The following is a 21,277-nucleotide window of genomic DNA, read 5'->3' on the forward strand; positions in this document are numbered from 1 at the left end:
AAACTAAAAGGATTGTCCCCTGTGCAATACAGAGTTCAATCCTTAGTAGCTGCTTAATATATTTGTCTAATTTTTTGGGTTCAGTTCAATCAGATGGACTCTTTTTTTACTGTCTACCTATAGGGGATAATACCACATCCCCTCTTTTTATACGTCATAATTCACTACATAATGCTGCATTTCTGTATTGTAGTAGCCTTCGCTATATTCAATTACTTCGCCAACTTCATCATAAGAATAGCGCATACGTTTTAATAACGCTGTCCCCTCTTTTTCACCTAGCGCTTCTGAAACGAAACTAGGCGCGAGTCCAACAGCGAATTCATCTCTGAAGTTTTCTAAGTGAATGCCTCGGTCTTCAACTAAATCATAAAGCGATTGCAAGTCAAAGTCCGATAAATCTGTACTTGCCATTCCTGCTGAGAAATAGTGCGTATAATGAATGTAAGGTGCATCATTTAACGTATATAAACGTTCAATACGAAAACTCTCCTTGCCGAATAATCGAAATGGCACCGTTCCTTCTTCATTATGAACGATTTCTGCTTTTAGCAATTTCTTTTGTACTTTATATCCTTCTTCCACTAACACTTCTGTAAATTTCTTACCTTTTGACAACTTTGTCGCAGAAGTATTACGGATAACTTTCGTTCCTTTACCGCTTTTCTTTTCTAAATATCCTTCTTGAGCGAGTTCTTTAATTGCATTACGCACTGTAATTTTGCTCACTTTGAACTCTTCTTCTAACTGCGGTTCGGAAGGAATATTCGTATGAATCGCATATACACCATGCAATATTCGATCACGAATAATATTTTTTATTTGTAAATATAATGGTCCTTTTTTCCTCGTTACGTTCACCGTTACACCCACTACCTTTCTACATCACCTACTGATGCCGTCATTGCCCGAAGTATATCCTTCTCTGATGACATTGGCGTATCACCGACGATTGTATGTGCAAGCATTCCAGCTGCTGACGCAAATGAAACAGCTTTCTCTGGTGCAAACTCTTTTATCTCGCCATGAATAATCCCGCTCGTATAAGCATCTCCAGCACCTATTCTATCATATACAGAAAACGTAAGTGTTTTTGCAAAAGTGAACGCACCATCTTTACATATAAATCCGCGAAGCGAGTGTGTATTATCACTATTAATAGAGCGATGTGTACCAGCGATTGTAGCGATATGATATGTTTCAGCCACCTTTGGAATAAGATCAATAAGTTGTGCTGCTCGCTCCGTCTCCTCTGTTTTCATTCCAAGAACGAACATTGCATCTTTTTCATTCATCATAACGATATCAGCAAGAGCCAGCATTTCTTCATAATGTGGTTTCGCCTGCTCATACCCATCTTCTCCCCAAAGAGATGGACGATAGTTGCAATCAAAGACGACAGTGCCTGCGCTTTCTTTCACTGCTTTCGCTAAAGATTTCATATGATGGCGCACCGTATCATTCATCGCAAGTGTAATTCCGCAAAAATGAACGATATCAATTTCCTTTGCGATTTCTTCAAATTGATACATGTCTTCACATGCCGTATTGAAACTACTTTCTAATCGATTCGAATATGTAACGCGGCTTGCACGTGCGCCAAATCCATTTTCTAAAAAGTACATGCCGACATATTTACCGCTTCTTGAAATAAACGGTGACTGAATGCCTAACTTTTGAATATGTGATACCGCCGCATCCCCAACCGAGTTCTCTGGTAAAGTTGAAATAAGAAAGCCTTCATGCCCGAGATGAGAAAGTGCTGCTGCAACGTTCACACCCGTACCAGAAAATGAGTAATTTAATGTGTTAGCTTGCGACAACAACTCATATCCTGGTACTTGCAGGCGCATCATTACTTCGCCGAATGCTGCAATTTTCTTACGCATTTTGATCAACTAGCTTCTTCACTACCGCTAATAATTCGCGAACATCTTCTACTTTCGTATTGCCAGTTTCTTTATCAATAATAGAAGAGTACACGTGCGGGATTACTTGCTCTACATTTGCCTCAAGCGCAATACGTACAATTGTTTCGAAGTTTTCTTTATCAATTCCGCCTGTTGGCTCTAATGCGAATCCTTCTTCCGCACAAGCTTTCGCAACTGCACGATATTCTTCTTCATGAGCTAGCCCTTTCATCGGGAAGTACTTCAATGAATTTCCGCCCATATCACGTACAAGTGCAATCGCTGTTTTAATTGGAACGATTGCTTTTTCTTCTCCAGCCGCACTAATTGGGCCAGTAGAAATATTTACGTAACCTACTTTTCCTGTTGGCGATACTAAACTATTAATCCAGCTATCTTTTTCGCCAAGATTTGCACGTGTCGCTCCAACTGAAGGGAACACTTGGTTAATATGGCTACCAGGATAATGCTTCGCAATTTCAGCGACAACTGCCGCTTGACGATTATCTCCTGCGCCTAGTCCGATTGATACAGCGTCATCAATTTCTTTTCCGTATGCTTTCATCGCTGTAACAGCTTCTTCTACTGTTGGGTAGTCTTTTGATAACACTCCCACTACTACATAACCTTCTGCTGCTTCAAAAATATCTTTCGCATTTCGGGTATTGTTCGCTAATACATTTAATGCTACGCGGCCTTTATAAAAACGTTTTTGAATATTTGTCATTTTAGTTTCCCCCTACAATTTCTCTCAATTTTTCTTCAATTACATGTATGTCATCACCTTGAAGTGGACGTGGATCAATATCAAAGAATCCTTGTCCTACTCCGTAATCACGTGTATAGATTGCGATTTCCCCTTCGCGTAATGCTGTCACAACGTCTTTTGCCGATTTATTTAACTCTTTTTCGCTAATATGAATACGTGCTCTAAAGATTGCTCTTCCAGCTTCATCTTGAACAATCGTTACATTTACACCTTTTAATTCTTTTAGCGGCATAAGTACTTGTAGCAATTCTTTTTCTTGCTCGCTCTTATCTTCTTTTACGCCGTACTCATCAAGCGCTTGAAGTAAGCCGAAAGTTGTTTCTTTCCCAACTTTCATACTTCTTCCGATGCAATGTAACTGCACTTTCAGCCACTCAATATATTTTCGTTTACCGCCAACGATACCAGAAGTTGGTCCTTCAATTGCCTTTGAACCGCTATAAATAGCAAGATCTGAATACTTCACATATTTTTGAATGTCTTCTTCAGCTGCTGCATCCACGATAAGCGGTACGTTATTTCGCTGCGCAACTTCCCATGCTTCTTCAACAGAAATCATATTTTTTTGCACTGCATGATGTGATTTCACATACAGAATCGCTGCTGTATTTTCACCAATCGCATCTTCAATATGCTCTGCTTTCCCTTCATTTGCGTAGCCAACTTCTACAAGTTTACCGCCGCCTAAATAAATCATCGTTTCAACAGGAGCACCGTATTGAACGTTATGACCTTTTAACATAATCACTTCGTTTTTGGCGATGACCTCTTGATGAAGTCTTTCACTTTTACGACGATTTCCTTCTGTAACGATACTAGCGATAGAAAGTGCAATTCCGCTCGATGCTGAATTCACAACGACCGCTGCCTCTGAATCTAGAATTCTCGCAATATGGTCTCCCGCTTTATCTACTAAATCAGCAATTTCCACATAATTTTGTCCACCATGTTTCATCGCATCCATCACTGTATCTGTCGGAGCGGATACACCTAAAATACTCATTCTACCGCTCGCATTAATTACTCTTTTTAATCCGTACTTAGCATTCAATGAATGACCCATTGATGACAACCCCTTTCGTATCAATTCTTCTTTCAGCAATGCGCTGATCCCCTTCTGAATCAATTAACGTAACCTTCTCATCTTTCACCGTAAATAAAGTTAAGTTTGCAATATCGCCTTCTTGAATACGACCAAGCTCTGGTTTTTTCAGCCACTCTGCCGCATGTTTCGTAACCGCATCAATTACTTCTTCTAGCGGATAACCTAAGTAAAGGAATTTCGAAAGAACGTGAGCCATACTATACACGGGACCGTGTATACGATTCTTCCGGTAAATATCTGTACTAATCGTATTAAAGGTGATATCGTGACGCTTCGCCGCTTCTGCTACTTTAAAAGAAAAACTAGCATTACCGTGACCAACATCTAAATGAACACCGCGCTTCACTGCATCTAGTAATACAGGTAGCGGTTTTCCTTTTTCATCAAATAAATTATTTTCTTTCCCGTTTAAGTAATGTGTAATGACATCATCTTTTTCTAAAAGAGGTACAACTTCCTCTATGCGAGGAGGTGCTGAACCGATATGTACCATAATCGGCAATGATGTTTCACGAGATAACGAGCGTGCAACATGAAGCGGTTCAATTCCGCTATCACAAACGACACTTTTACTCATTCTCGCCTTTAACCCAACGATTACATCTTTATACTTTTCTACTGCTTCTATTACTTTCTCTTTATCGATCCATTCCATATTGGATAATTCATCAATTCGTTTCAAACCGATGCGAGAAATATTTAAAAAGGCAAATAAATTCGTTTTTGCCTGCTCCCTACTTTTTACTAAATCTGCAATACGATCAGCTCCGCAGCTGCCCGCATCAACAATTGTCGTTACCCCTTGCTTAACGCCAATTTCATCCACCTCATCGCCATACGGATCAAACTCCGGAAAAGCATGAACATGTAAATCAATCCAGCCGCTCGATACGTAAGTACCTGAGTAATCAAGAACCTTTCCACCTTCGCCAGCACCAGCTTTCGTCACCTGTGCGATTTTATTATTTTCAATTACAATGTCAATCTCTTCCCCGTTCACACGTTTCACATTACGTAGTACGAATCGTTCTGTCATTGTATTTCCACCCTTTTCTATAAGAAGCCATAAGAATACGCTTACATTAAAATTTCATTTTATGTCTCTTTCACACGTTTAGCGTAACACAAAAAAAGGGAGAAGTAAATATAACGTTATAATGTTTGAAAGTGAATAAAAAGATGCTCCTCCAAAATGGTAATAGTATAGGAAATTATATCAACGATTTTTCAATTATATCTATCATAACTTACAATATATCAACGATTCGACAAGGAATATCGATTTACCGACAAAAAAACTTCAATTCCTTTCTTATATAAGAAAAGGCTGTCCCAAATGGCACAGCCTTTTTCTCTATTCCTGAACCGTCACAATAACCCCATCCATATTGTTCCCGGAAATTTCATACTGCTTGTTTGCTGGAACGTTCACTTTCGTATTCTCAGAAACTTTATAATAAGAAACAGTATATTTCTTACCTTCTACTTCAGTTGAAATCTCTTTTTCCTTTTTTAAAAACTCTAAATATTCCTCTAGTGTGAAATTTTTTTTTTGCATAATTGCGCTATGAGGTAGGCCAACATAACGGATATGCCATGGCTCATATTGAATTCCAGTAATGTTACTTTTATTTTTCGGATAACGTAATACAAAGCCATGCTTCCATACGTTCTCTTCGATCCATTTTCCTTCAGGCGCTTTCTCCATCTTCTTTTGCGTTGATCCAACGTCTAGTGATAATCCTAAATTATGTTCACTATATCCTGCTGGAAGCGCGTAATCAGATCCCATTTCTTTATATAATTTACTTTGTTCTTTAAAATCTCGATACCCACTACTCATTAAGAAATGCTGTACGCCATCTTTTCCAGCCGCATCGACAACGTTCAAAAACTTTTTTACAACATACTTTGATAAACGAAGATTTCTATCAAATATTACGTAGCCTCTCACTAATTCACTATTATGATTTACATTTATAATATCAGACCTAATACTATCTTTTTTTACTGGATAATCCCTATTAACTAATAATAAATCACCCTTATAAATTTGTTCCTTCGTAATCTCTTTCCTCTCGGTATTTGTCGCCTTTACTAGCTCATCTTTTCCGACAATTTTAACATCGATTTCCTTTTGAAATAACGGTGATATATAAAAGCCTACACATACTGTGCATGCTATAAAAAAAGAAATAAATACCCACTTTTTCATTTCTAGTTCCTCCTTAACGTAACTTACGTATAGAATAGAAAAAACTATTAAAATAAAAAGTGGGGTAAAGTTTAAATTTTTATTAAATTGTTAAGTTCTCGTCTTTTGGCAATCGCACTTCAAACATTGTTCTAACTACATTACTTTCAGCAGAAATTGTACCGTTATGCTGCTCAACAATATTTTTCGCAATAAACAGTCCAAGGCCTGTCCCGCCACGGTTCTCAGTTCTCGATTTATCACCTGTATAAAACATATCAAAAAGATACGGTAAATCTTCTTCTGGAATACTATCTCCATAATTTATAACTTGTACGACAACTTCTTCATTATCGATATACCCATTCAGATCAACAAATTGCCCATCATATCCGTATCGAACGGCATTTGTTAACAAGTTTTCAAATACTCTAGCTAACAATTTTCCATCACCGTTAATTGGCAAATGAGGATCAATATTCAACCTAGCTTGCAAATGATTTTTCTCTAATAAAGGATACAATTCCTCATCTAACTGTATAAGTAGTTCACTTATATCAATCGGCTTTTTATCCAGCTTTAGCATGCCATAATTCATACGTGTAATTTCAAATAACTCATCAATTAAACTTTCGAGCCTTTGCGATTTCGTATATGCAATTGTGGAGAAATGTTTAATTTGTTCTTTTGTTAAATTCTCATCTTTAAGAATTAAATCTAAATACCCTAACACGGATGTTAATGGAGTTCTTAAATCATGAGCTAAGTTTACAACGAGCTGATCTTTACTACTTTCAGCAAAGTCTCCTCTTTCCACCGCTTCTTTTAACTTTTCACTCGCAACATTTATTTCACGTGCGATATCTCCAAACTCATCGTTTGATGAAACTTGAACTTTATTCGTAAAGTTACCGTTCGCAAGATGATGAATCCCGTTAGAAATCTCACTAAAATACTTTAAATACGGTTTTGTCAAAAAGAAGAAAAAGATAATAGATAACGGAATAAAGAAAATTAAAAAGAAGTTAATGTCTCCAAATTCCCTTACCACTGACCTAAATTGTGCTAAAGGCTCTTCATAGCGAACCATCGTTTTATAATACAGCTGCAATCCTTTATAAATTATATAAGTTACAGTTGCTGCAAGCACCATACTTAACGCAAATAAGGCAATCATTTTAAATCGAAAACTTTTCATCATATTAGCCATTGAAAGTATAACCTACTCCCCACACTGTTTTTATTAATTTATCCTTTCTTTTATCTTCCCCAAGCTTTTTCCGCAACGTACGAATATGTACCATAACTGTATTTCCGCCTTCATAATAATCATCTGCCCATACTTGCTGAAAAATATTTTCCACATTATACACTTTCTTCGGATGGCTCGCTAATAAATATAAAATATCAAACTCTTTCGGTGTTAACTCAATTCGCTCTCCATAGACGTTCACTGTTCTTCGCTCAGGATCAATAATAACTCCGCCTATCTCTAAAGCAGATTTATTCTCCGCTACTTTCGGCTGATTTAATGTAAGAAACCTACGTAATTGTGCATTTACACGCGCAACTAATTCAATCGGTGTAAAAGGTTTCGTCATATAATCATCTGCGCCTAATACAAGACCTGTCACCTTATCAAAGTCCGAAGTTTTCGCACTTAAGAAAATGATTGGCATATAGTGCTTCGCGCGAATTTGACGCGTCACTTCATACCCATCCATTTTCGGCATCATAATATCTAAAACCACTAAGTCGATTGGCTGCGTTTCAATAATATGAACAGCCTCTTCCCCGTCTGCTGCCTTCACGACGTGGTAACCTTCTTTTTCTAAATGTATCTCAATTAAATCGGCAATTTCTGCCTCATCATCCGCTATTAAAATTGAAATGCGCTTCATATTACTCCCCCTTTATACGCTCGATTGTAAACTAGTCTATCCAATTTGTACAATACGAAAAGGTTACTCGCGGGAGTAACCTTAGTAAATGAAATTTATATCGGCGATTTTTCAAATATATCGACCACAACTTGAATTATATCGGCGATTTTCCAATTATATCAACCGTAACTCGAATTATATCAGCGATTTTTCAGTTATATCGACTTACCGACAATTACCGACGAAATTCGCCCGCTATTTGAAAGACTCAACCTACCGCTCCAAAACAATTCGCTGTTTCGTGATCTCCGCCAACCTTCCGCGGTCTACTTCATACTCAGCTTCAACACTTTGCGGCACCATAACTTTTCCGCCCTTAAGCGTCACTTCCGGCGAAATAATATCCTGCTCCCAATGTCTGCTAGAAGCAGATATATCGCCTGGAATCGTAAAGTTCGGCAATGAGGCAAGCGCAACATTTTGTGCTCTTGAAATCCCCATCTCCACCATACCGCCGCACCAAACGGGTATGTTGTGCTCCATGCAATAATTATGGATTTGAACCGATTCTGTTAATCCGCCCACTCGCCCTGGTTTAATGTTCACAATTTGGCAGCTACCAAGGGTAATCGCAACGCGTGCATCTTCTAAACTATGAATACTTTCATCTAAACAAATCGGCGTTTCAATTTTCTTTTGCAACTCCGCGTGATCAAGAAAATCATAATCGGCTAACGGTTGTTCAATCATCATTAATTGGAATTCATCTAGTCGTTTCAGCCTCTCCGTATCCCCTAATGTATATGCTGAATTTGCATCTGCCATTAGCGGGATATGCGGAAACTCTTTTCGAATCTCTTTCAATAATTCGTAATCATGCTCTGGCTTTATTTTCACTTTAAAACGCTCGTACCCTTCTTCTGCGTACTTTTCGATTTGTTTTAACATAACCGGAATTGTATTGATACCAATTACAACACCGACCTCAATTTCAGGTCTAGTCCCGCCTAGTAATGTCGCTAATGACTTCTTTTGTCGCTTCGCATATAAATCCCAAACAGCTCCTTCTATTCCTGCCTTTGCCATTCGGTTTCTTTTTATATGCTGGAACAAACTTGGCACTTCATTCGGATGAGAAATTTCAGCCTTTAATAAATCAGGTAATAAAAAATCTTGCAGTACATGCAATGCTGTCTTCACTGTTTCTTCCGTATACCACGGTTCAGAGAAGGCGACGACTTCGCCAAATCCAATGTATCCGTCCGTATCCTCTAATTTAATAACGATGCTCTCACGCTTCTCATACGTTCCGTAGCTTGCAGCAAACGGGATTACGAGTGGCATTTCTGTTATATGAAGTGTCGCTTTTTTTATTTCCACCTACATCTGCTACTAAAAATATAGACAAATGTATATTCTTAGAGTATTCCTGCTTCTACGTGCCCTGCCTCGCTAATCACTTGCTACTACAGTTTGCTGTGACACTCCACAGGCGTAAATTCCGATGTAGCCCACCGTACATATATACAATCTATTTACGTTAGTATTGTATATTTTTTTGCTTGTAAAAGGTTGATAGATGCATTTAAATCTCTATCCATTACATTTCCACAATCACATGTATATACTCGGTCAGACAGCTTTAAATCCGACTTTTTTTGACCGCAACATGAATATATTTTAGAAGATGGATAGAATCTGTCCACTTGCCGTAGTTCAATTCCATATTCCCTACATTTCGTTGATAACCATGTTTTAAAAGCATAAAAACATTGTTGCGCTACAGCTTTAGATAGATGTTTGTTCTTCATCATACCTTTCACATTCAAATCTTCTACTGTAATAAACATTGGCTTGGTTTTCACCACATCATTTACAATAGACTTTACATACGCTAATCGAATATTTGCTAGCCTAGCATGTAGCTGTTGCACCCTAAGAATATTTTTGTTTATATTCGCTCCTTTATTAGTAACAGGTTGTTCACCTCTCTTTCTTATATTTTCAAATTTGCGTGATAAAGAGCGTTGTTCACGTTTTAACCGTTTTTCTATCTTTTTTACTTGTACTGTTTTATTTATATTTTTGTGAGTTTTTCCATCGCTACGTACAGCGAAGTCTTTAATTCCCAAATCAATTCCTATACCTACTGCATTGAGAATTGAATTTGGTTTTACCTCTTTCACTTCACAGAGTATAGACACATAGTATCTTCCTGCTCTTTGATATACTGTACCACTTTTGACAGTTGTATTTTTTGAAATATATCCATACTCTTTTAACCTTATCCAACCAATTGTAGGGACTTTTACTCTATGTCTTTCTACTGTCCAATCTGTTTTGTTGTTTTTCGGAAAGTAGCACTTCACATCTTGCTTCTTCTTTTTTTTATATCGTGGAAACTTAGATAAACCTTTAAAAAATCGCTTAAAAGCTTTATCTCCATTCATAATCGCTTGTTTTACCGCTTTGCTCGACACTTCTTTAATCCACTGGTCACACTCTTTTGTATGAATGTTGTTTAACCATTTAGAAAAGTCATAGCCACTAAGAAATTTCCCATCCGACTCATATGCCTCTTTATTTTTAGAGATATACAGGTTATATACATATCGACACACCCCAATAGTTTGACGGATTTTACTAACTTGTTCAGTTGTCGGTTTGATTTCTATTAAATATGCTCTTTTCATAAATCTTCATCCTCCGACATTTTCTTTTTGTATTTTCTCAACCCATATATTCTACCGCTAAATACATGAATGATAGATATTAAATCCTGCACAAGTTCTTCTTGAGGAGATAGTTTTTCATTGTTAACAATCATAATTTCCACTCCCATTTTACGAAGAAACTTTTCAAACCACTCATATCCAAAACGTACAAATCTATCTTTGTGTGCAATGATGATAGTCGAAATATTTCTTTCCATACAACTGTCAATCAGGTTATTCCACTGTTTTCTTTTGTAGTTTAATCCGCTACCAATATCTTTGATAACTTCATCTACAATCATCCCTCGTGCATTTGCGAATGTTTTTAAAAACTCAACCTGATTTTCTAAATCATCTTTCTGACCTGGATTTGATACTCTTGTGTAAATAACTACTTTGCCTACTTTATTTTCTTCTTGAATACCCATATATTCCTTATACTGTTCTTCTGTATAGTATCATCTTCCTTTTTGGTTTCGATAAGCAGTTAAAACACCTTGATTGTCCCACCTTTGCAATGTCTTAACAGAGACATTAAGCATTTCTGAAAATTCTTTTGGTTTATATTGTTTCATAATTACTTTTTATTATATATGCCTACTTTTGTCTATGTTTTTGTTTACTGTTTCTTTCTCCTCCACTAATTCTCTTAACTCTCGTCTTAACAATTTTTTCGAAGCGTTACGTGGTAATTCCTCTAAGAAACATGCTTTCTTCGGCACTTTATATTTCGCTAATTTCTCCTCGCAAAAGTGAAGAATTTCTTCTTCTGTTACCGCCCCGCTTTTCACAACAAAAGCAGCGGGTACTTGTCCCCATTTATCATCAGTCATACCTACAACACCAGCTTCCGCTATCGCTGGATGGGACAGCAACACTTCTTCAATTTGAGCCGGATATATATTCTCTCCGCCAGAAATAATTAAATCACTGCGGCGATCTAATACGTATAAAAATCCTTCTTCATCTAAATAACCGAGGTCGCCAGTATGAAGCCATCCGTTTTGAATAGTCTCACGCGTCGCATCTTCACGGTTAAAGTAACCACCTGTTACGTTCGGTCCTTTTACTACGATTTCACCTTCCGCATGTGGCGGCACTACTACGCCATCTTTTTCAATACGAAGTTGGCACTGAAATAGTGGCTTTCCAGCTGATCCTACTTTCGTTAACATGTAATCTGCGGACAACGTACAAATTTGCGAAGATGTTTCTGTCATACCGTACGTTTGATACACAGGAATTCCTTTATCTACACACGTTTCTAATAACGGCTTCGGCGCTGGTCCTCCGCCAAGTAACATACATCGTAAAGAAGATGGATATGTTTCTTCTCCAAGTCTCTCTAATAAATCAGTTAACATTTTTGATACGACTGAAATAATCGTTACGCCTCTCGTTTGAAGTGCTGTATGAATAAAATCAGCATCATATTTCGGAACGAGTAAAATGCGCATGCCGTACATAATATTTTTCATTAGAAGAGATAACCCGCCAACATGGAACATCGGCATACACGCTAACCAGCAATCATCATCACGAAGTCCTAAATTAAGCGAAGAGCCAACCGCGCTTGCCCAGTGATTGCCGTACGTTAAAATAACACCTTTCGGTTTTCCTGTCGTCCCTGACGTATAAATAATCGTCATCGCTTCTTCTAAAGAGAATTCTTCTTGTATAGAGGCTTCCTCTTTTGGTCCATTCATCACTTCGGCGAATGAATAGACAGGAACATCTTTAGCATCAAATTCTTGATCGGTCACTAAACAAATAACTTCAGCATCATCCATTTGCCAAAGTAGCTCTTCTCTTGAAAGACGCGTATTTAAAAGCACAGCTACTGCCCCTACGTACGATAGGGCGTGAATAACTGTAATCATCTCCATACCATTTTTCATCAGAACAGCCACCTTTTGCCCTCGCTTCACTCCAACATGCGTGAGACGTTCACAAACAGATACTACTGTTTCATGCAGCTGCATAAAAGTAACTTTCTCTTCCTCTATTTCAATTGCAGTTCGATCTGGTGTTAAAAACGCACGTTGCATTAACCAATTTGGCATAGTTTCCATCATACATTCTCCTTTCATGAAAGAAAGAGACTTGATATGACATCAAGTCTCTTAGTTGTTTTGTTTCCGGTTTGTCACATCCAGCTACAGCGGCTAGAACAGTCGGTCGTTTCACGCCTTCCTACGAGGCAAAAAGCGCCTCTAAGTCAGGAGTTCCAACACCCTCTTGTTCTAAACGAGCCGCTTCCGCTTTTGGTTTCATCCAGCTACAGCAGCTAGAATGTTCGGTGGCTTCACTTCTTCCTACGAGGCAAAAAACGCCTCTACGTCAGAAGCTCCATCCCCCTCACATTCTAAGCGAGCCGCTTCCGCTTTTGATTTGATCAAGGGAAACGAGGGAATTGACCGAAGTCCGGACTTCGTTTTTCTTTGAACGCGTCGCGACCTTCTTTTGCTTCGTCAGTTGTGTAGTACAATAACGTTGCATCTCCAGCTAATTGTTGAATACCAGCTAGACCGTCTGTGTCTGCGTTGAATGCAGCTTTTAGGAAACGAAGTGCCATTGGGCTGTTTGCTAAGATCTCTTGTGCCCATTGTACTGTTTCTGCTTCAAGTTGTTCTAATGGTACTACTGTATTTACTAAGCCCATATCAAGCGCTTCCCCAGCACTGTATTGACGGCATAGGTACCAAATTTCGCGAGCTTTCTTGTGGCCTACCATACGAGCTAAGTAACCAGCTCCGTATCCACCGTCAAAGCTTCCTACTTTAGGACCTGTTTGTCCGAATACAGCGTTGTCTGCAGCGATTGTTAAGTCACATACGATATGAAGTACGTGTCCACCACCGATTGCATAACCTGCTACCATTGCGATAACTGGTTTAGGAATTGCGCGAATTAGACGTTGTAAGTCTAATACGTTTAGACGTGGGATTTGGTCGTCACCTACATATCCACCATGACCACGAACTTTTTGGTCGCCGCCAGAACAGAATGCACGTCCACCCTCACCTGTTAAAATGATAACGCCAACATTTGCATCATCACGAGCTTGTGCAAAAGCGTCGATTAACTCCATTACCGTTTTTGGACGGAATGCGTTATGTACTTCAGGACGGTTAATCGAAATTTTTGCGATACCATTGTATGTTGAATAAATAATATCTTCGTAATTGCCTTCTTTTATCCATTCAATAGCCATTACAACTACCTCCTTGTATATTTCTGATTTCCTCTATAAGTGTAACTTCATTCTTAACTGAAAAAAGCATCACTGCATAGTTTTTAGAAATCCCTTTACTATTGTATCAAACTTTTCCGGTTGTTCCACATGAATTGCATGGCCAGCACCATCAATTTTGACAAATTTCGCGTCAGAGACGCATTTTTCGATGTTTTTTAATATGCGAAAGAACTTTTCATCATGCTCTCCGTTCATTAAAAGAACAGGTATTTTTAAGTTTTTCAGCTCATCCCACCATGAAGGCTGAGCCCCAGTTCCCATGCCTCGCAAGCTATTTGCGAGCCCTTTTGGGTTGTTAGCAAGTCGTTCTTTTCGCACCGCTTCTTGTACGTTTTTTGCTAAACGTCTTTGCGTTTCAAAAAGCGGAATATTTTCCCACATCGATACAAAACTTTCTATGCCTTCTCGCTCAATTTTATCGGCAAGTCGATCATCTTTTTCACGACGTTCTTTTCTATCTGCTTCGTTTTCGAGCCCAGCTGTACAATTTTCTAATAAAAGAGAATGTACATAATCTGGATATAGACATGCCATCGTAATCGCCAATCTACCGCCCATTGAATAGCCAAGTATATGTGCTTTTTCAATATGAAGATAATCTAATAGTTCTTTCATTTGCAATGCCACATTTCGAATGTCATAATGCGCAACATCTTCAGGACTCTCGGTCTTTCCATGTCCAACAAGATCCACTACAATAACTTGAAACTGCTCACTCCATGAAGAGATAAAAGAACGCCACGTTTCCATGCTTCCCGTAAAACCATGAAGAAGTAGAAGTGGTTCCCCGCTTCCGACTACTTCATATTCATACGATACACCTTGCAGCGTTACTTTCATTTTGATTCACCTTGTAAAGATGTAGTAATTACGTCCATCGTTTTTGTCCATAATGTACGGTGCAATGTTAAGTTCTCATCACGATTCGTACAAATTTCCACAACGTTTAAACCTTCCGCCCTTGTTCCCTTTTGTACCTCGTCTCGGAATTGCTCCCAACCGTTTACACGGCTAAATGAACCACCGTACATTTTGACAACGTGCTCATAATCAAGTCCAATTGGTGTTCCAAATAATGATTCAAAATGTTCCTTTTTCTCATACTGTGGTAAGAATGAGAAAATACCCCCGCCATCATTATTTACAACGACAATTGTTATGTTTAATTCATGTAATTTCGCTGCTAACAGTCCATTTAAATCGTGATAAAATGATAAATCACCAATCACTAATACAAGTGGGTCGCAAATAACGCTCGCTCCTAGAGCTGTCGAAATGATTCCATCAATACCATTTACACCACGATTTGCCATCACATGGATATTTTTATCCGATGTGAAGAAGAATGAGTCTGTATCACGAATTGGCATACTATTGCTCGCAAATAACGTTGCGTCTTCTGGTAATACGCGCACAATATCTGTAATAACCTTTCCTTCAAATGCAGTTTCATATGTTTCCATTTCACGAAGCGTTTCCTTCGTTTTTTCGTTTATATGTTGCCACATACTGAACCAATCATTCTTTTTCATAACTGGCATTTTTTCTATTAATGCCTTGCAGAATTCAATGTCACTTGCTTGCACAACTTCTGTCGCAACAAGAGCTGGATCTCTCCATTGTCCTGATTCATCGACAACGATATGAACTGCTTTTGTTTGTTTTTTTATGAACTGCGTTAATGATTTAGAAATAGGCATACCACCAAAGCGAATTAAAACGTCCGGTTTCCATGTTTCTTTTAACTGTTCATTTCGTAAAAATGTATCGTAACAGTCAATTACCATCGTTTTATCGTGGTGTCCGCTACGAATATTAGAAAGTGGGTCTGCTAATATAGGATAGCCAGTTTTCTCAGCTAATTGCGTTGCAAACATTGCAATTTCTGCATGACTATCATCTCCACAAATAATAAGCCCCTTTTCCATATGTGAAAGGCGCCCTACAAGAGAATCTACATATTCACTCGGCATCACCGCGTTTCCTTGCTGAACTACTCCTGTATATTCACTACGTCCTTTATCCCATAAGCTTTCTAGTGAGAAATCAGGGATAAGCGGCTCGCGAACTGGAAAATTAAGATGAACAGGACCCTGCGGCGCTAAACAAGCATTTGCTACTATACGCTGCGTCGTCATACGAGCGTAATGATACATCGCCTCACTTGCTTCTGGCAGTGCCATCTCTGTAAATTGTTTCACAAAAGTACCGTATAAATTAAATTGATTCATTGCTTGTGGTGCACCCACATCTCTTAATTCATGCGGTCTATCCGCTGTTAAGACGATAAGCGGGACCCTTGAATGAAAAGCTTCACATACAGCTGGATAATAGTTCGCTGCTGCTGTTCCTGACGTACATAATAATGCTACTGGGCGTTTTTTTGCTTTCGCAATACCGAGCGCAAAAAATCCTGCAGATCTTTCATCTACATGTAAATAAGTGTTCATTCCTTCATGTTGTTCCATTAGTAGAGCAATCGGCGTTGACCGTGAGCCTGGACTAATGACAACATCACATACATTTAGACGGGTCAGTTCATCCACGAACGCGCCTAAATAATATGATAATGCTTCTATATGATTGTTCATTTCATTAATTCCTCCAAAGCACCAAGCATCGGTCTAAACTTCAAACTTGTTTCTTCATATTCAAGTTGCGGTACAGAATCAATTACAATCCCGCAACCAGCAAATAATGATGCTTTCTCGCCATTTAATAACCCGCAGCGGAGTGCAACCGCAAACTCACCATTTCCTTCATCATCTATCCAGCCAATCGGTGCGCCATATAATCCTCTGTCTAACAATTCAACATCACGAATCAGTTTCATCGCTTCCAAACGAGGTGTCCCGCCAAGAGCTGGTGTTGGATGTAATTCTTCTACCATTGTTAAAAGACTCGCATCGCCCTTTGCCTCTACAGGCGTATATAAATGAATTAAGTTTTTCGTTGTTAATAAGCCCGGACTTTCCGGAATATTAACAGATTCGCAGTGCTCATTTAATACTCCTCGAATCATGTTTACAACATAACCGTGTTCAGCTAAATTCTTTTCATCATGAAGAAGCGCATTACTATTTCGCTTACTTTCTTCTATAGATTGACCATGACCAGTTGAACCAGCAAGACACATCGAAGTAAACTTCTCATCTTCTTTGCGAATTAACCTCTCTGGCGTCGCTCCTAAGAAGCATGCTCCTTTATAATCAAAAGAAAATACGTAACAATCCGGTTGCCCAATGCGAAGTGCTTCTAAAACGAGAGCAGAATCAATATGATGATCCATTTCTACTTTTAGCTCCCTCGCTAATACAACCTTCTGCACGTTCCCCTGCTTCATCTCATCTTGCACTTTCTCAATGGCATTCATCCAGCTTTTTGGATCTACTTCCACTTTAGAAGTAACTGTTAATTTCGATCCTTCTAATGCACATTTACTCTCCCCAAAAATTTTCTCTTCTAAAGAAACAATTTCGTTATAAAGAGTTTCTGCACAATCTGTTGCTGAAACGAATGTATTCATTGTTAACCATGCTTTTTCATTTTTTACAGTTAATAAAAATGCTGGTAGTGAAAATGTCGTATCATCGAATTCTTTCCATAAGTCCGTTTTCTCTTTTTCTTGGTCAAATGAAAATCCACCAAATAAAAGAGGACCTGTTCCAAATTCATATTTTTCTCTTTGTACAAATGCTTTCTCTTTTACTTTATCCCACTCGTCACGAGCCGCTTGAAAGCGTTTGTGAGAAGAATTTGCTATAGTGAAAACAGAGCCAATTCCAGCAAATATTACATGCTGAGCTGGATCTGCAAAATAACATCTATTTTCCAATGCAATCCTTTTTCCTGCTGCATAAAACAGAAGCGGATCCATCCAGTCTATTTGTTTTACAAAACTAACCAATATTTTTTCATCAGTTGCATGCTTAATGGCTGCACTAAGAACTTCTTGCAGGCCTTTTTGTTTCGTTTGAATCACAATTGTCTCCCCCCTATGGGCGAAAAATAGTCATAATTACGCTTGATTTTAAGATACACCTCAAACGAAAGGCCTGTCAACGTTTAGCATTTCTGAGAAATTCACCTTCTCTTCCTAGAAAATAAACGTTGACACTAAATGATGCTTTTTCTACACTTAGTTGTGTACAATATGTGACCAAAGGAGGATTCAACATGGAAATGAACGTCGAAACGAATTCCTCTCCTACGGCGCCAAAACCAAGCAAGCAAACAGGCTGGCGCATTTGGTGGAGTTTACTACGTCCCCATACATTAACAGCAGCTTTCGTTCCTGTTTTCATCGGAACAGCCTATGCAATGCAGGTCGGAGGTATAAATCAAATACATCTCCCTCTTTTCCTTATAATGCTTCTTGCTTGTCTTCTCATTCAGGCAGCAACAAACATGTTTAATGAATACTTTGATTATAAAAGAGGACTCGATCACGAAGGTTCAGTTGGTATCGGCGGCGCTATCGTTCGCGATGGCATTCAGCCAAAAACAGTGCTTAACTTAGCATTTGGATTTTTCGGCATCGCAATACTATTAGGTGTTTATATTTGTATGAATTCTAGCTGGTGGCTTGCTGCAATCGGTCTTGTTTGTATGGCCGTTGCTTACCTTTACACGGGTGGCCCACTTCCCATTGCCTATACACCATTTGGAGAGTTAACAGCCGGATTATTTATGGGTGTTATCATTATTGGAATTTCATTCTTTATTCAAACTGGAACTGTAACATCAGAAGTCATTTTACTATCTATTCCAAGCTCCATTTTAATTGGTGCCATTTTACTAGCTAATAATATTCGTGACTTAGATGGCGATAAAGAAAACGGTCGTAAAACGTTAGCAATTCTCGTTGGACGTGAAAGAGCTGTTGGTGTACTTGCTTCGATGTTCATCGTTTCCTACATTTGGACAATTGCTTTAATTATCGTGGGCATCGTATCACCATGGATGCTTATCGTATTTTTAAGTGCACCGAAAGCATTTAAAGCGACGAAAGGCTTTATCGGCAAAAGCATTCCAATGGAAATGGTACCTGCGATGATTGCAACAGCAAAAACAAATACAATCTTCGGTTTCCTAATGGGAATCGGATTATTACTTGGATATTTCCTTTAAAAGGAGCTGCTAACGCGGCTCCTTTTTCATATACCAATTTCAGCTCATAATTCCTACTCGCAACGCTCATACTATGTAAAGAAACTGAATTGTAGGAAGGTGGACGACTATGTTAACTCCACAACAAATAAATCAATTTAAATCCGTTTTAGAAAAGCAAAAGCAAGAACTAGAGCAAACGATACAAACACATGAAAATGAAGATCGTGCATCTGAACGCGAGTCTGTTGGAGAATTATCTAGCTATGATAACCATCCAGCTGATATGGCTACAGAGCTATATGAACGCGAAAAAGACTTCGGACTTATTGAACTTTGGCATAAACAGCTAGAGGATACGAAACATGCCCTGCAAAAAATAGAAGCGGGTACGTACGGCATTTGCGAAGTGTCTGGTGAAGAAATTCCGTTTGAAAGATTAGAGGCAATGCCGACTGCTACAACATGCATCCAGCACGCGACAAATAAGTTAAATATGAATACACGACCAGTTGAGGAAGAAGTGTTATCCCCTGCTTTCCATAAACATGATGAAGATCGTTCTGTTGAGTACGATGCAGAAGATGCGTGGCAAGATGTTGCCAATTATGGAACGTCTGAAACACCGTCTGATTTAGAAAGACGAGATTCGAAAAATTATAACGGCATGTACGTAAATAGTGAGGAAAATGTAGGATACGTAGAGGATTTTGAAAACTTTATCGGTACGGATATGTATGGAAAAAATCCGCAAGTTTTCGCTACAGAAGAGCATGAAGAATATGAACAAATGCTTGATGACTTTGAAGAGCGTACGTTTAAGGGCGAACTATCTTCAAATGAGTCGAGTTCCAAAGAATAAAAAAAGCATTCCGAAAATCGGAATGCTTTTTATCGCTAGCTAATTAGTTTTTTGTAACGTTAGCAGCTTGTGGTCCACGGTTACCTTCAACGATTTCGAAAGAAACTTCTTGACCTTCTTCTAAAGTTTTGAATCCGTCACCTTGGATAGCTGAGAAGTGAACGAATACATCGTCTCCACCTTCAACTTCGATGAAACCGAAACCTTTTTCGCTGTTGAACCATTTAACTTTACCTGTTTGCATGTCATGTACCTCCTAAATAAAAATGAAACTATGAATCCACATGAAAAGGTGGATATAAAGGACATGAATGTATAACAAGCTTACAGCCTTTAATTCAACGTGCTTTATTTCCGTACCACATTATGTAGCTCAATAGTGATTTCACTATATCACGCTATATCCAAAACGTCAAATGAGAACACTTTCATTCCACCATTTTTTTATAATTTTAATATAATGTTGAATTTCTATATTCATATTTTATCCCACCATTTACGGGCAGCTTGATTGGCGGGAACTGCTAATCCGTTTTGGGTGGCCCTACTTTATTTGAAAATTAACAAAACTAAAGTATTCTAATCCTATTAAATTCTGTACAATATAAGTATCTATTACATACGAGGTGAAAAAAATGAGAGCACACGAAATCGAATATAAGTTATACGGAGATGATATGCAGTTTGTTGAAATTGAGTTAGATCCAGAAGAAAGCGTGATCGCAGAAGCTGGCGCAATGATGATGATGGAAGATTACATAGAAATGGAAACAATCTTCGGTGATGGTTCTGGCCCATCTGGAGGTTTATTCGGAAAATTAATGGGCGCTGGTAAGCGTCTCGTTACAGGCGAAAGTATGTTTATGACTGTATTTACAAATACAGGTCACGGCAAACGCCACGTCTCATTTGCTGCTCCTTATCCTGGTAAAATTATTCCTGTAGATTTAACAGAATATCAAGGAAAAGTAGTTTGTCAAAAAGATGCCTTTCTTTGTGCCGCAAAAGGTGTTTCTATCGGAATTGAATTTACGAAAAAAATAGGAACTGGTTTCTTCGGTGGTGAAGGTTTCATCATGCAGAAACTTGAAGGTGACGGTCTTGCTTTCATGCACGCAGGTGGAACTGTATATAAACGTGAATTAAAACCTGGTGAGAAACTTCGCATTGATACAGGTTGTCTCGTTGCTATGACAAAAGACATTAACTATGATGTCGAGTTCGTTGGAAAAGTAAAAACAGCTCTATTTGGCGGCGAAGGTTTATTCTTCGCAACGTTAGAAGGACCTGGAACAGTTTGGATTCAGTCCTTAACACTTAGCCGATTAGCAGCACGCCTTACAAGCCCAGCAGCGCAAAGTACTGGCGAAGGTAGTGTATTAGGTGGCCTTGGTCGTTTATTAGATGGGAAAGAGTAAACTGTGCCCTTATGTGGGCATGGCCATCAACTAATAAAATAATAAAATTAAAACACC

The 21,277-nt window shown here is 38.5% G+C and carries 19 protein-coding genes and 1 pseudogene; 3 read left to right on the plus strand and 17 right to left on the minus strand.

Features of this window, described 5'->3' with window-relative positions; genetic code table 11:
- Positions 1 to 147 precede the first annotated feature (147 nt).
- The 16 genes and pseudogenes from MR169_RS23745 to MR169_RS23820 all read right to left on the minus strand — a co-directional run bounded on the left by MR169_RS23745 (position 148) and on the right by MR169_RS23820 (position 17,813).
- Positions 148 to 873 (minus strand): GntR family transcriptional regulator, encoded by a 726-nt coding sequence (locus MR169_RS23745; RefSeq protein ID WP_000539263.1) that lies wholly within the window; start codon positions 871 to 873, stop codon positions 148 to 150.
- Positions 873 to 1,889 (minus strand): sugar kinase, encoded by a 1,017-nt coding sequence (locus MR169_RS23750; RefSeq protein ID WP_242320126.1) that lies wholly within the window; start codon positions 1,887 to 1,889, stop codon positions 873 to 875. Before MR169_RS23750 ends, MR169_RS23745 begins: the two co-directional genes overlap by 1 nt.
- Complete coding sequence (gene dagF, locus MR169_RS23755) at positions 1,882 to 2,637, minus strand: 2-dehydro-3-deoxy-phosphogluconate aldolase (protein WP_098783394.1); 756 nt, start codon at positions 2,635 to 2,637, stop codon at positions 1,882 to 1,884. Before dagF ends, MR169_RS23750 begins: the two co-directional genes overlap by 8 nt.
- 1 nt (position 2,638) lies before the next feature.
- Positions 2,639 to 3,742 (minus strand): DgaE family pyridoxal phosphate-dependent ammonia lyase, encoded by a 1,104-nt coding sequence (locus MR169_RS23760; protein WP_242320127.1) that lies wholly within the window; start codon positions 3,740 to 3,742, stop codon positions 2,639 to 2,641.
- Entirely contained in the window at positions 3,720 to 4,820 is a 1,101-nt protein-coding gene (locus tag MR169_RS23765) for an amidohydrolase/deacetylase family metallohydrolase (RefSeq protein ID WP_086392315.1), read from the minus strand. The genes MR169_RS23760 and MR169_RS23765 overlap by 23 nt, the downstream gene beginning before the upstream one ends.
- 318 nt (positions 4,821 to 5,138) lie before the next feature.
- Positions 5,139 to 5,999, minus strand: coding sequence for a M15 family metallopeptidase (locus MR169_RS23770; protein ID WP_242320128.1), 861 nt, complete (start codon positions 5,997 to 5,999; stop codon positions 5,139 to 5,141).
- An 82-nt stretch (positions 6,000 to 6,081) separates the two neighbouring features.
- A complete protein-coding gene (locus MR169_RS23775; protein WP_240853224.1) occupies positions 6,082 to 7,188 on the minus strand; it encodes a HAMP domain-containing sensor histidine kinase in 1,107 nt (368 codons plus the stop codon).
- A complete protein-coding gene (locus MR169_RS23780) occupies positions 7,181 to 7,879 on the minus strand; it encodes a response regulator transcription factor (protein WP_240853223.1) in 699 nt (232 codons plus the stop codon). The genes MR169_RS23775 and MR169_RS23780 overlap by 8 nt, the downstream gene beginning before the upstream one ends.
- A 255-nt stretch (positions 7,880 to 8,134) precedes the next feature.
- A complete protein-coding gene (gene menC / locus MR169_RS23785) occupies positions 8,135 to 9,241 on the minus strand; it encodes an o-succinylbenzoate synthase (RefSeq protein WP_044796388.1) in 1,107 nt (368 codons plus the stop codon).
- A gap of 155 nt (positions 9,242 to 9,396) precedes the next feature.
- Positions 9,397 to 10,554 carry an RNA-guided endonuclease InsQ/TnpB family protein gene (locus MR169_RS23790; protein WP_137074232.1) on the minus strand — a complete coding sequence of 386 codons (1,158 nt, stop codon included), beginning with the start codon at positions 10,552 to 10,554 and terminating at the stop codon, positions 9,397 to 9,399.
- Positions 10,551 to 11,150 (minus strand): annotated as a pseudogene (locus MR169_RS23795) (IS607 family transposase). The gene MR169_RS23790 and the pseudogene MR169_RS23795 overlap by 4 nt, the downstream one beginning before the upstream one ends.
- A gap of 12 nt (positions 11,151 to 11,162) precedes the next feature.
- On the minus strand, positions 11,163 to 12,647 hold the full coding sequence (locus MR169_RS23800) for an o-succinylbenzoate--CoA ligase (protein WP_000449593.1): 1,485 nt from the start codon (positions 12,645 to 12,647) through the stop codon (positions 11,163 to 11,165).
- A gap of 323 nt (positions 12,648 to 12,970) precedes the next feature.
- On the minus strand, positions 12,971 to 13,789 hold the full coding sequence (menB, locus tag MR169_RS23805; RefSeq protein WP_000963870.1) for a 1,4-dihydroxy-2-naphthoyl-CoA synthase: 819 nt from the start codon (positions 13,787 to 13,789) through the stop codon (positions 12,971 to 12,973).
- 69 nt (positions 13,790 to 13,858) lie between these two features.
- Positions 13,859 to 14,671, minus strand: a complete 813-nt coding sequence (gene menH / locus MR169_RS23810) for a 2-succinyl-6-hydroxy-2,4-cyclohexadiene-1-carboxylate synthase (protein WP_000869211.1) — start codon at positions 14,669 to 14,671, stop codon at positions 13,859 to 13,861.
- A complete protein-coding gene (gene menD / locus MR169_RS23815) occupies positions 14,668 to 16,422 on the minus strand; it encodes a 2-succinyl-5-enolpyruvyl-6-hydroxy-3-cyclohexene-1-carboxylic-acid synthase (protein WP_242320129.1) in 1,755 nt (584 codons plus the stop codon). The genes menH and menD overlap by 4 nt, the downstream gene beginning before the upstream one ends.
- Complete coding sequence (locus MR169_RS23820) at positions 16,419 to 17,813, minus strand: isochorismate synthase (protein ID WP_000616751.1); 1,395 nt, start codon at positions 17,811 to 17,813, stop codon at positions 16,419 to 16,421. The genes menD and MR169_RS23820 overlap by 4 nt, the downstream gene beginning before the upstream one ends.
- A 194-nt stretch (positions 17,814 to 18,007) precedes the next feature.
- Between MR169_RS23820 and MR169_RS23825 the strand changes: the two genes are divergently transcribed.
- The gene (locus MR169_RS23825) at positions 18,008 to 18,961 is read left to right on the plus strand and encodes a 1,4-dihydroxy-2-naphthoate polyprenyltransferase (protein ID WP_044796381.1); all 954 of its coding nucleotides are present in this window, start codon (positions 18,008 to 18,010) and stop codon (positions 18,959 to 18,961) included.
- 109 nt (positions 18,962 to 19,070) lie between these two features.
- Positions 19,071 to 19,802, plus strand: a complete 732-nt coding sequence (locus tag MR169_RS23830) for a yteA family sporulation protein (RefSeq protein ID WP_242320130.1) — start codon at positions 19,071 to 19,073, stop codon at positions 19,800 to 19,802.
- A gap of 43 nt (positions 19,803 to 19,845) precedes the next feature.
- Here MR169_RS23830 and cspD read toward each other — a convergent pair whose 3' ends face one another.
- Positions 19,846 to 20,046: a cold-shock protein CspD gene (gene cspD / locus MR169_RS23835; RefSeq protein WP_001193054.1), complete on the minus strand. Its 201-nt coding sequence runs from the start codon at positions 20,044 to 20,046 to the stop codon at positions 19,846 to 19,848.
- A gap of 391 nt (positions 20,047 to 20,437) precedes the next feature.
- Between cspD and MR169_RS23840 the strand changes: the two genes are divergently transcribed.
- Entirely contained in the window at positions 20,438 to 21,220 is a 783-nt protein-coding gene (locus MR169_RS23840; protein WP_001201257.1) for a TIGR00266 family protein, read from the plus strand.
- Positions 21,221 to 21,277: the final 57 nt, after the last annotated feature.

The sequence above is a fragment of the Bacillus cereus group sp. BfR-BA-01349 genome (assembly GCF_022663795.1).
GTDB classification, from domain to species: domain Bacteria; phylum Bacillota; class Bacilli; order Bacillales; family Bacillaceae_G; genus Bacillus_A; species Bacillus_A cereus.

Coding starts and splice junctions, on each gene's coding strand:
- MR169_RS23750 (WP_242320126.1), bottom strand. CDS start 1,889: ATGCGTAAGAAAATTGCAGCATTCGGCGAAGTAATGATGCGCCTGCAA.
- dagF (WP_098783394.1), bottom strand. CDS start 2,637: ATGACAAATATTCAAAAACGTTTTTATAAAGGCCGCGTAGCATTAAAT.
- MR169_RS23760 (WP_242320127.1), bottom strand. CDS start 3,742: ATGGGTCATTCATTGAATGCTAAGTACGGATTAAAAAGAGTAATTAAT.
- MR169_RS23765 (WP_086392315.1), bottom strand. CDS start 4,820: ATGACAGAACGATTCGTACTACGTAATGTGAAACGTGTGAACGGGGAA.
- MR169_RS23770 (WP_242320128.1), bottom strand. CDS start 5,999: ATGAAAAAGTGGGTATTTATTTCTTTTTTTATAGCATGCACAGTATGT.
- MR169_RS23775 (WP_240853224.1), bottom strand. CDS start 7,188: ATGGCTAATATGATGAAAAGTTTTCGATTTAAAATGATTGCCTTATTT.
- MR169_RS23780 (WP_240853223.1), bottom strand. CDS start 7,879: ATGAAGCGCATTTCAATTTTAATAGCGGATGATGAGGCAGAAATTGCC.
- MR169_RS23790 (WP_137074232.1), bottom strand. CDS start 10,554: ATGAAAAGAGCATATTTAATAGAAATCAAACCGACAACTGAACAAGTT.
- MR169_RS23800 (WP_000449593.1), bottom strand. CDS start 12,647: ATGGAAACTATGCCAAATTGGTTAATGCAACGTGCGTTTTTAACACCA.
- menB (WP_000963870.1), bottom strand. CDS start 13,789: ATGGCTATTGAATGGATAAAAGAAGGCAATTACGAAGATATTATTTAT.
- menH (WP_000869211.1), bottom strand. CDS start 14,671: ATGAAAGTAACGCTGCAAGGTGTATCGTATGAATATGAAGTAGTCGGA.
- menD (WP_242320129.1), bottom strand. CDS start 16,422: ATGAACAATCATATAGAAGCATTATCATATTATTTAGGCGCGTTCGTG.
- MR169_RS23825 (WP_044796381.1), top strand. CDS start 18,008: ATGGAAATGAACGTCGAAACGAATTCCTCTCCTACGGCGCCAAAACCA.
- MR169_RS23830 (WP_242320130.1), top strand. CDS start 19,071: ATGTTAACTCCACAACAAATAAATCAATTTAAATCCGTTTTAGAAAAG.
- cspD (WP_001193054.1), bottom strand. CDS start 20,046: ATGCAAACAGGTAAAGTTAAATGGTTCAACAGCGAAAAAGGTTTCGGT.
- MR169_RS23840 (WP_001201257.1), top strand. CDS start 20,438: ATGAGAGCACACGAAATCGAATATAAGTTATACGGAGATGATATGCAG.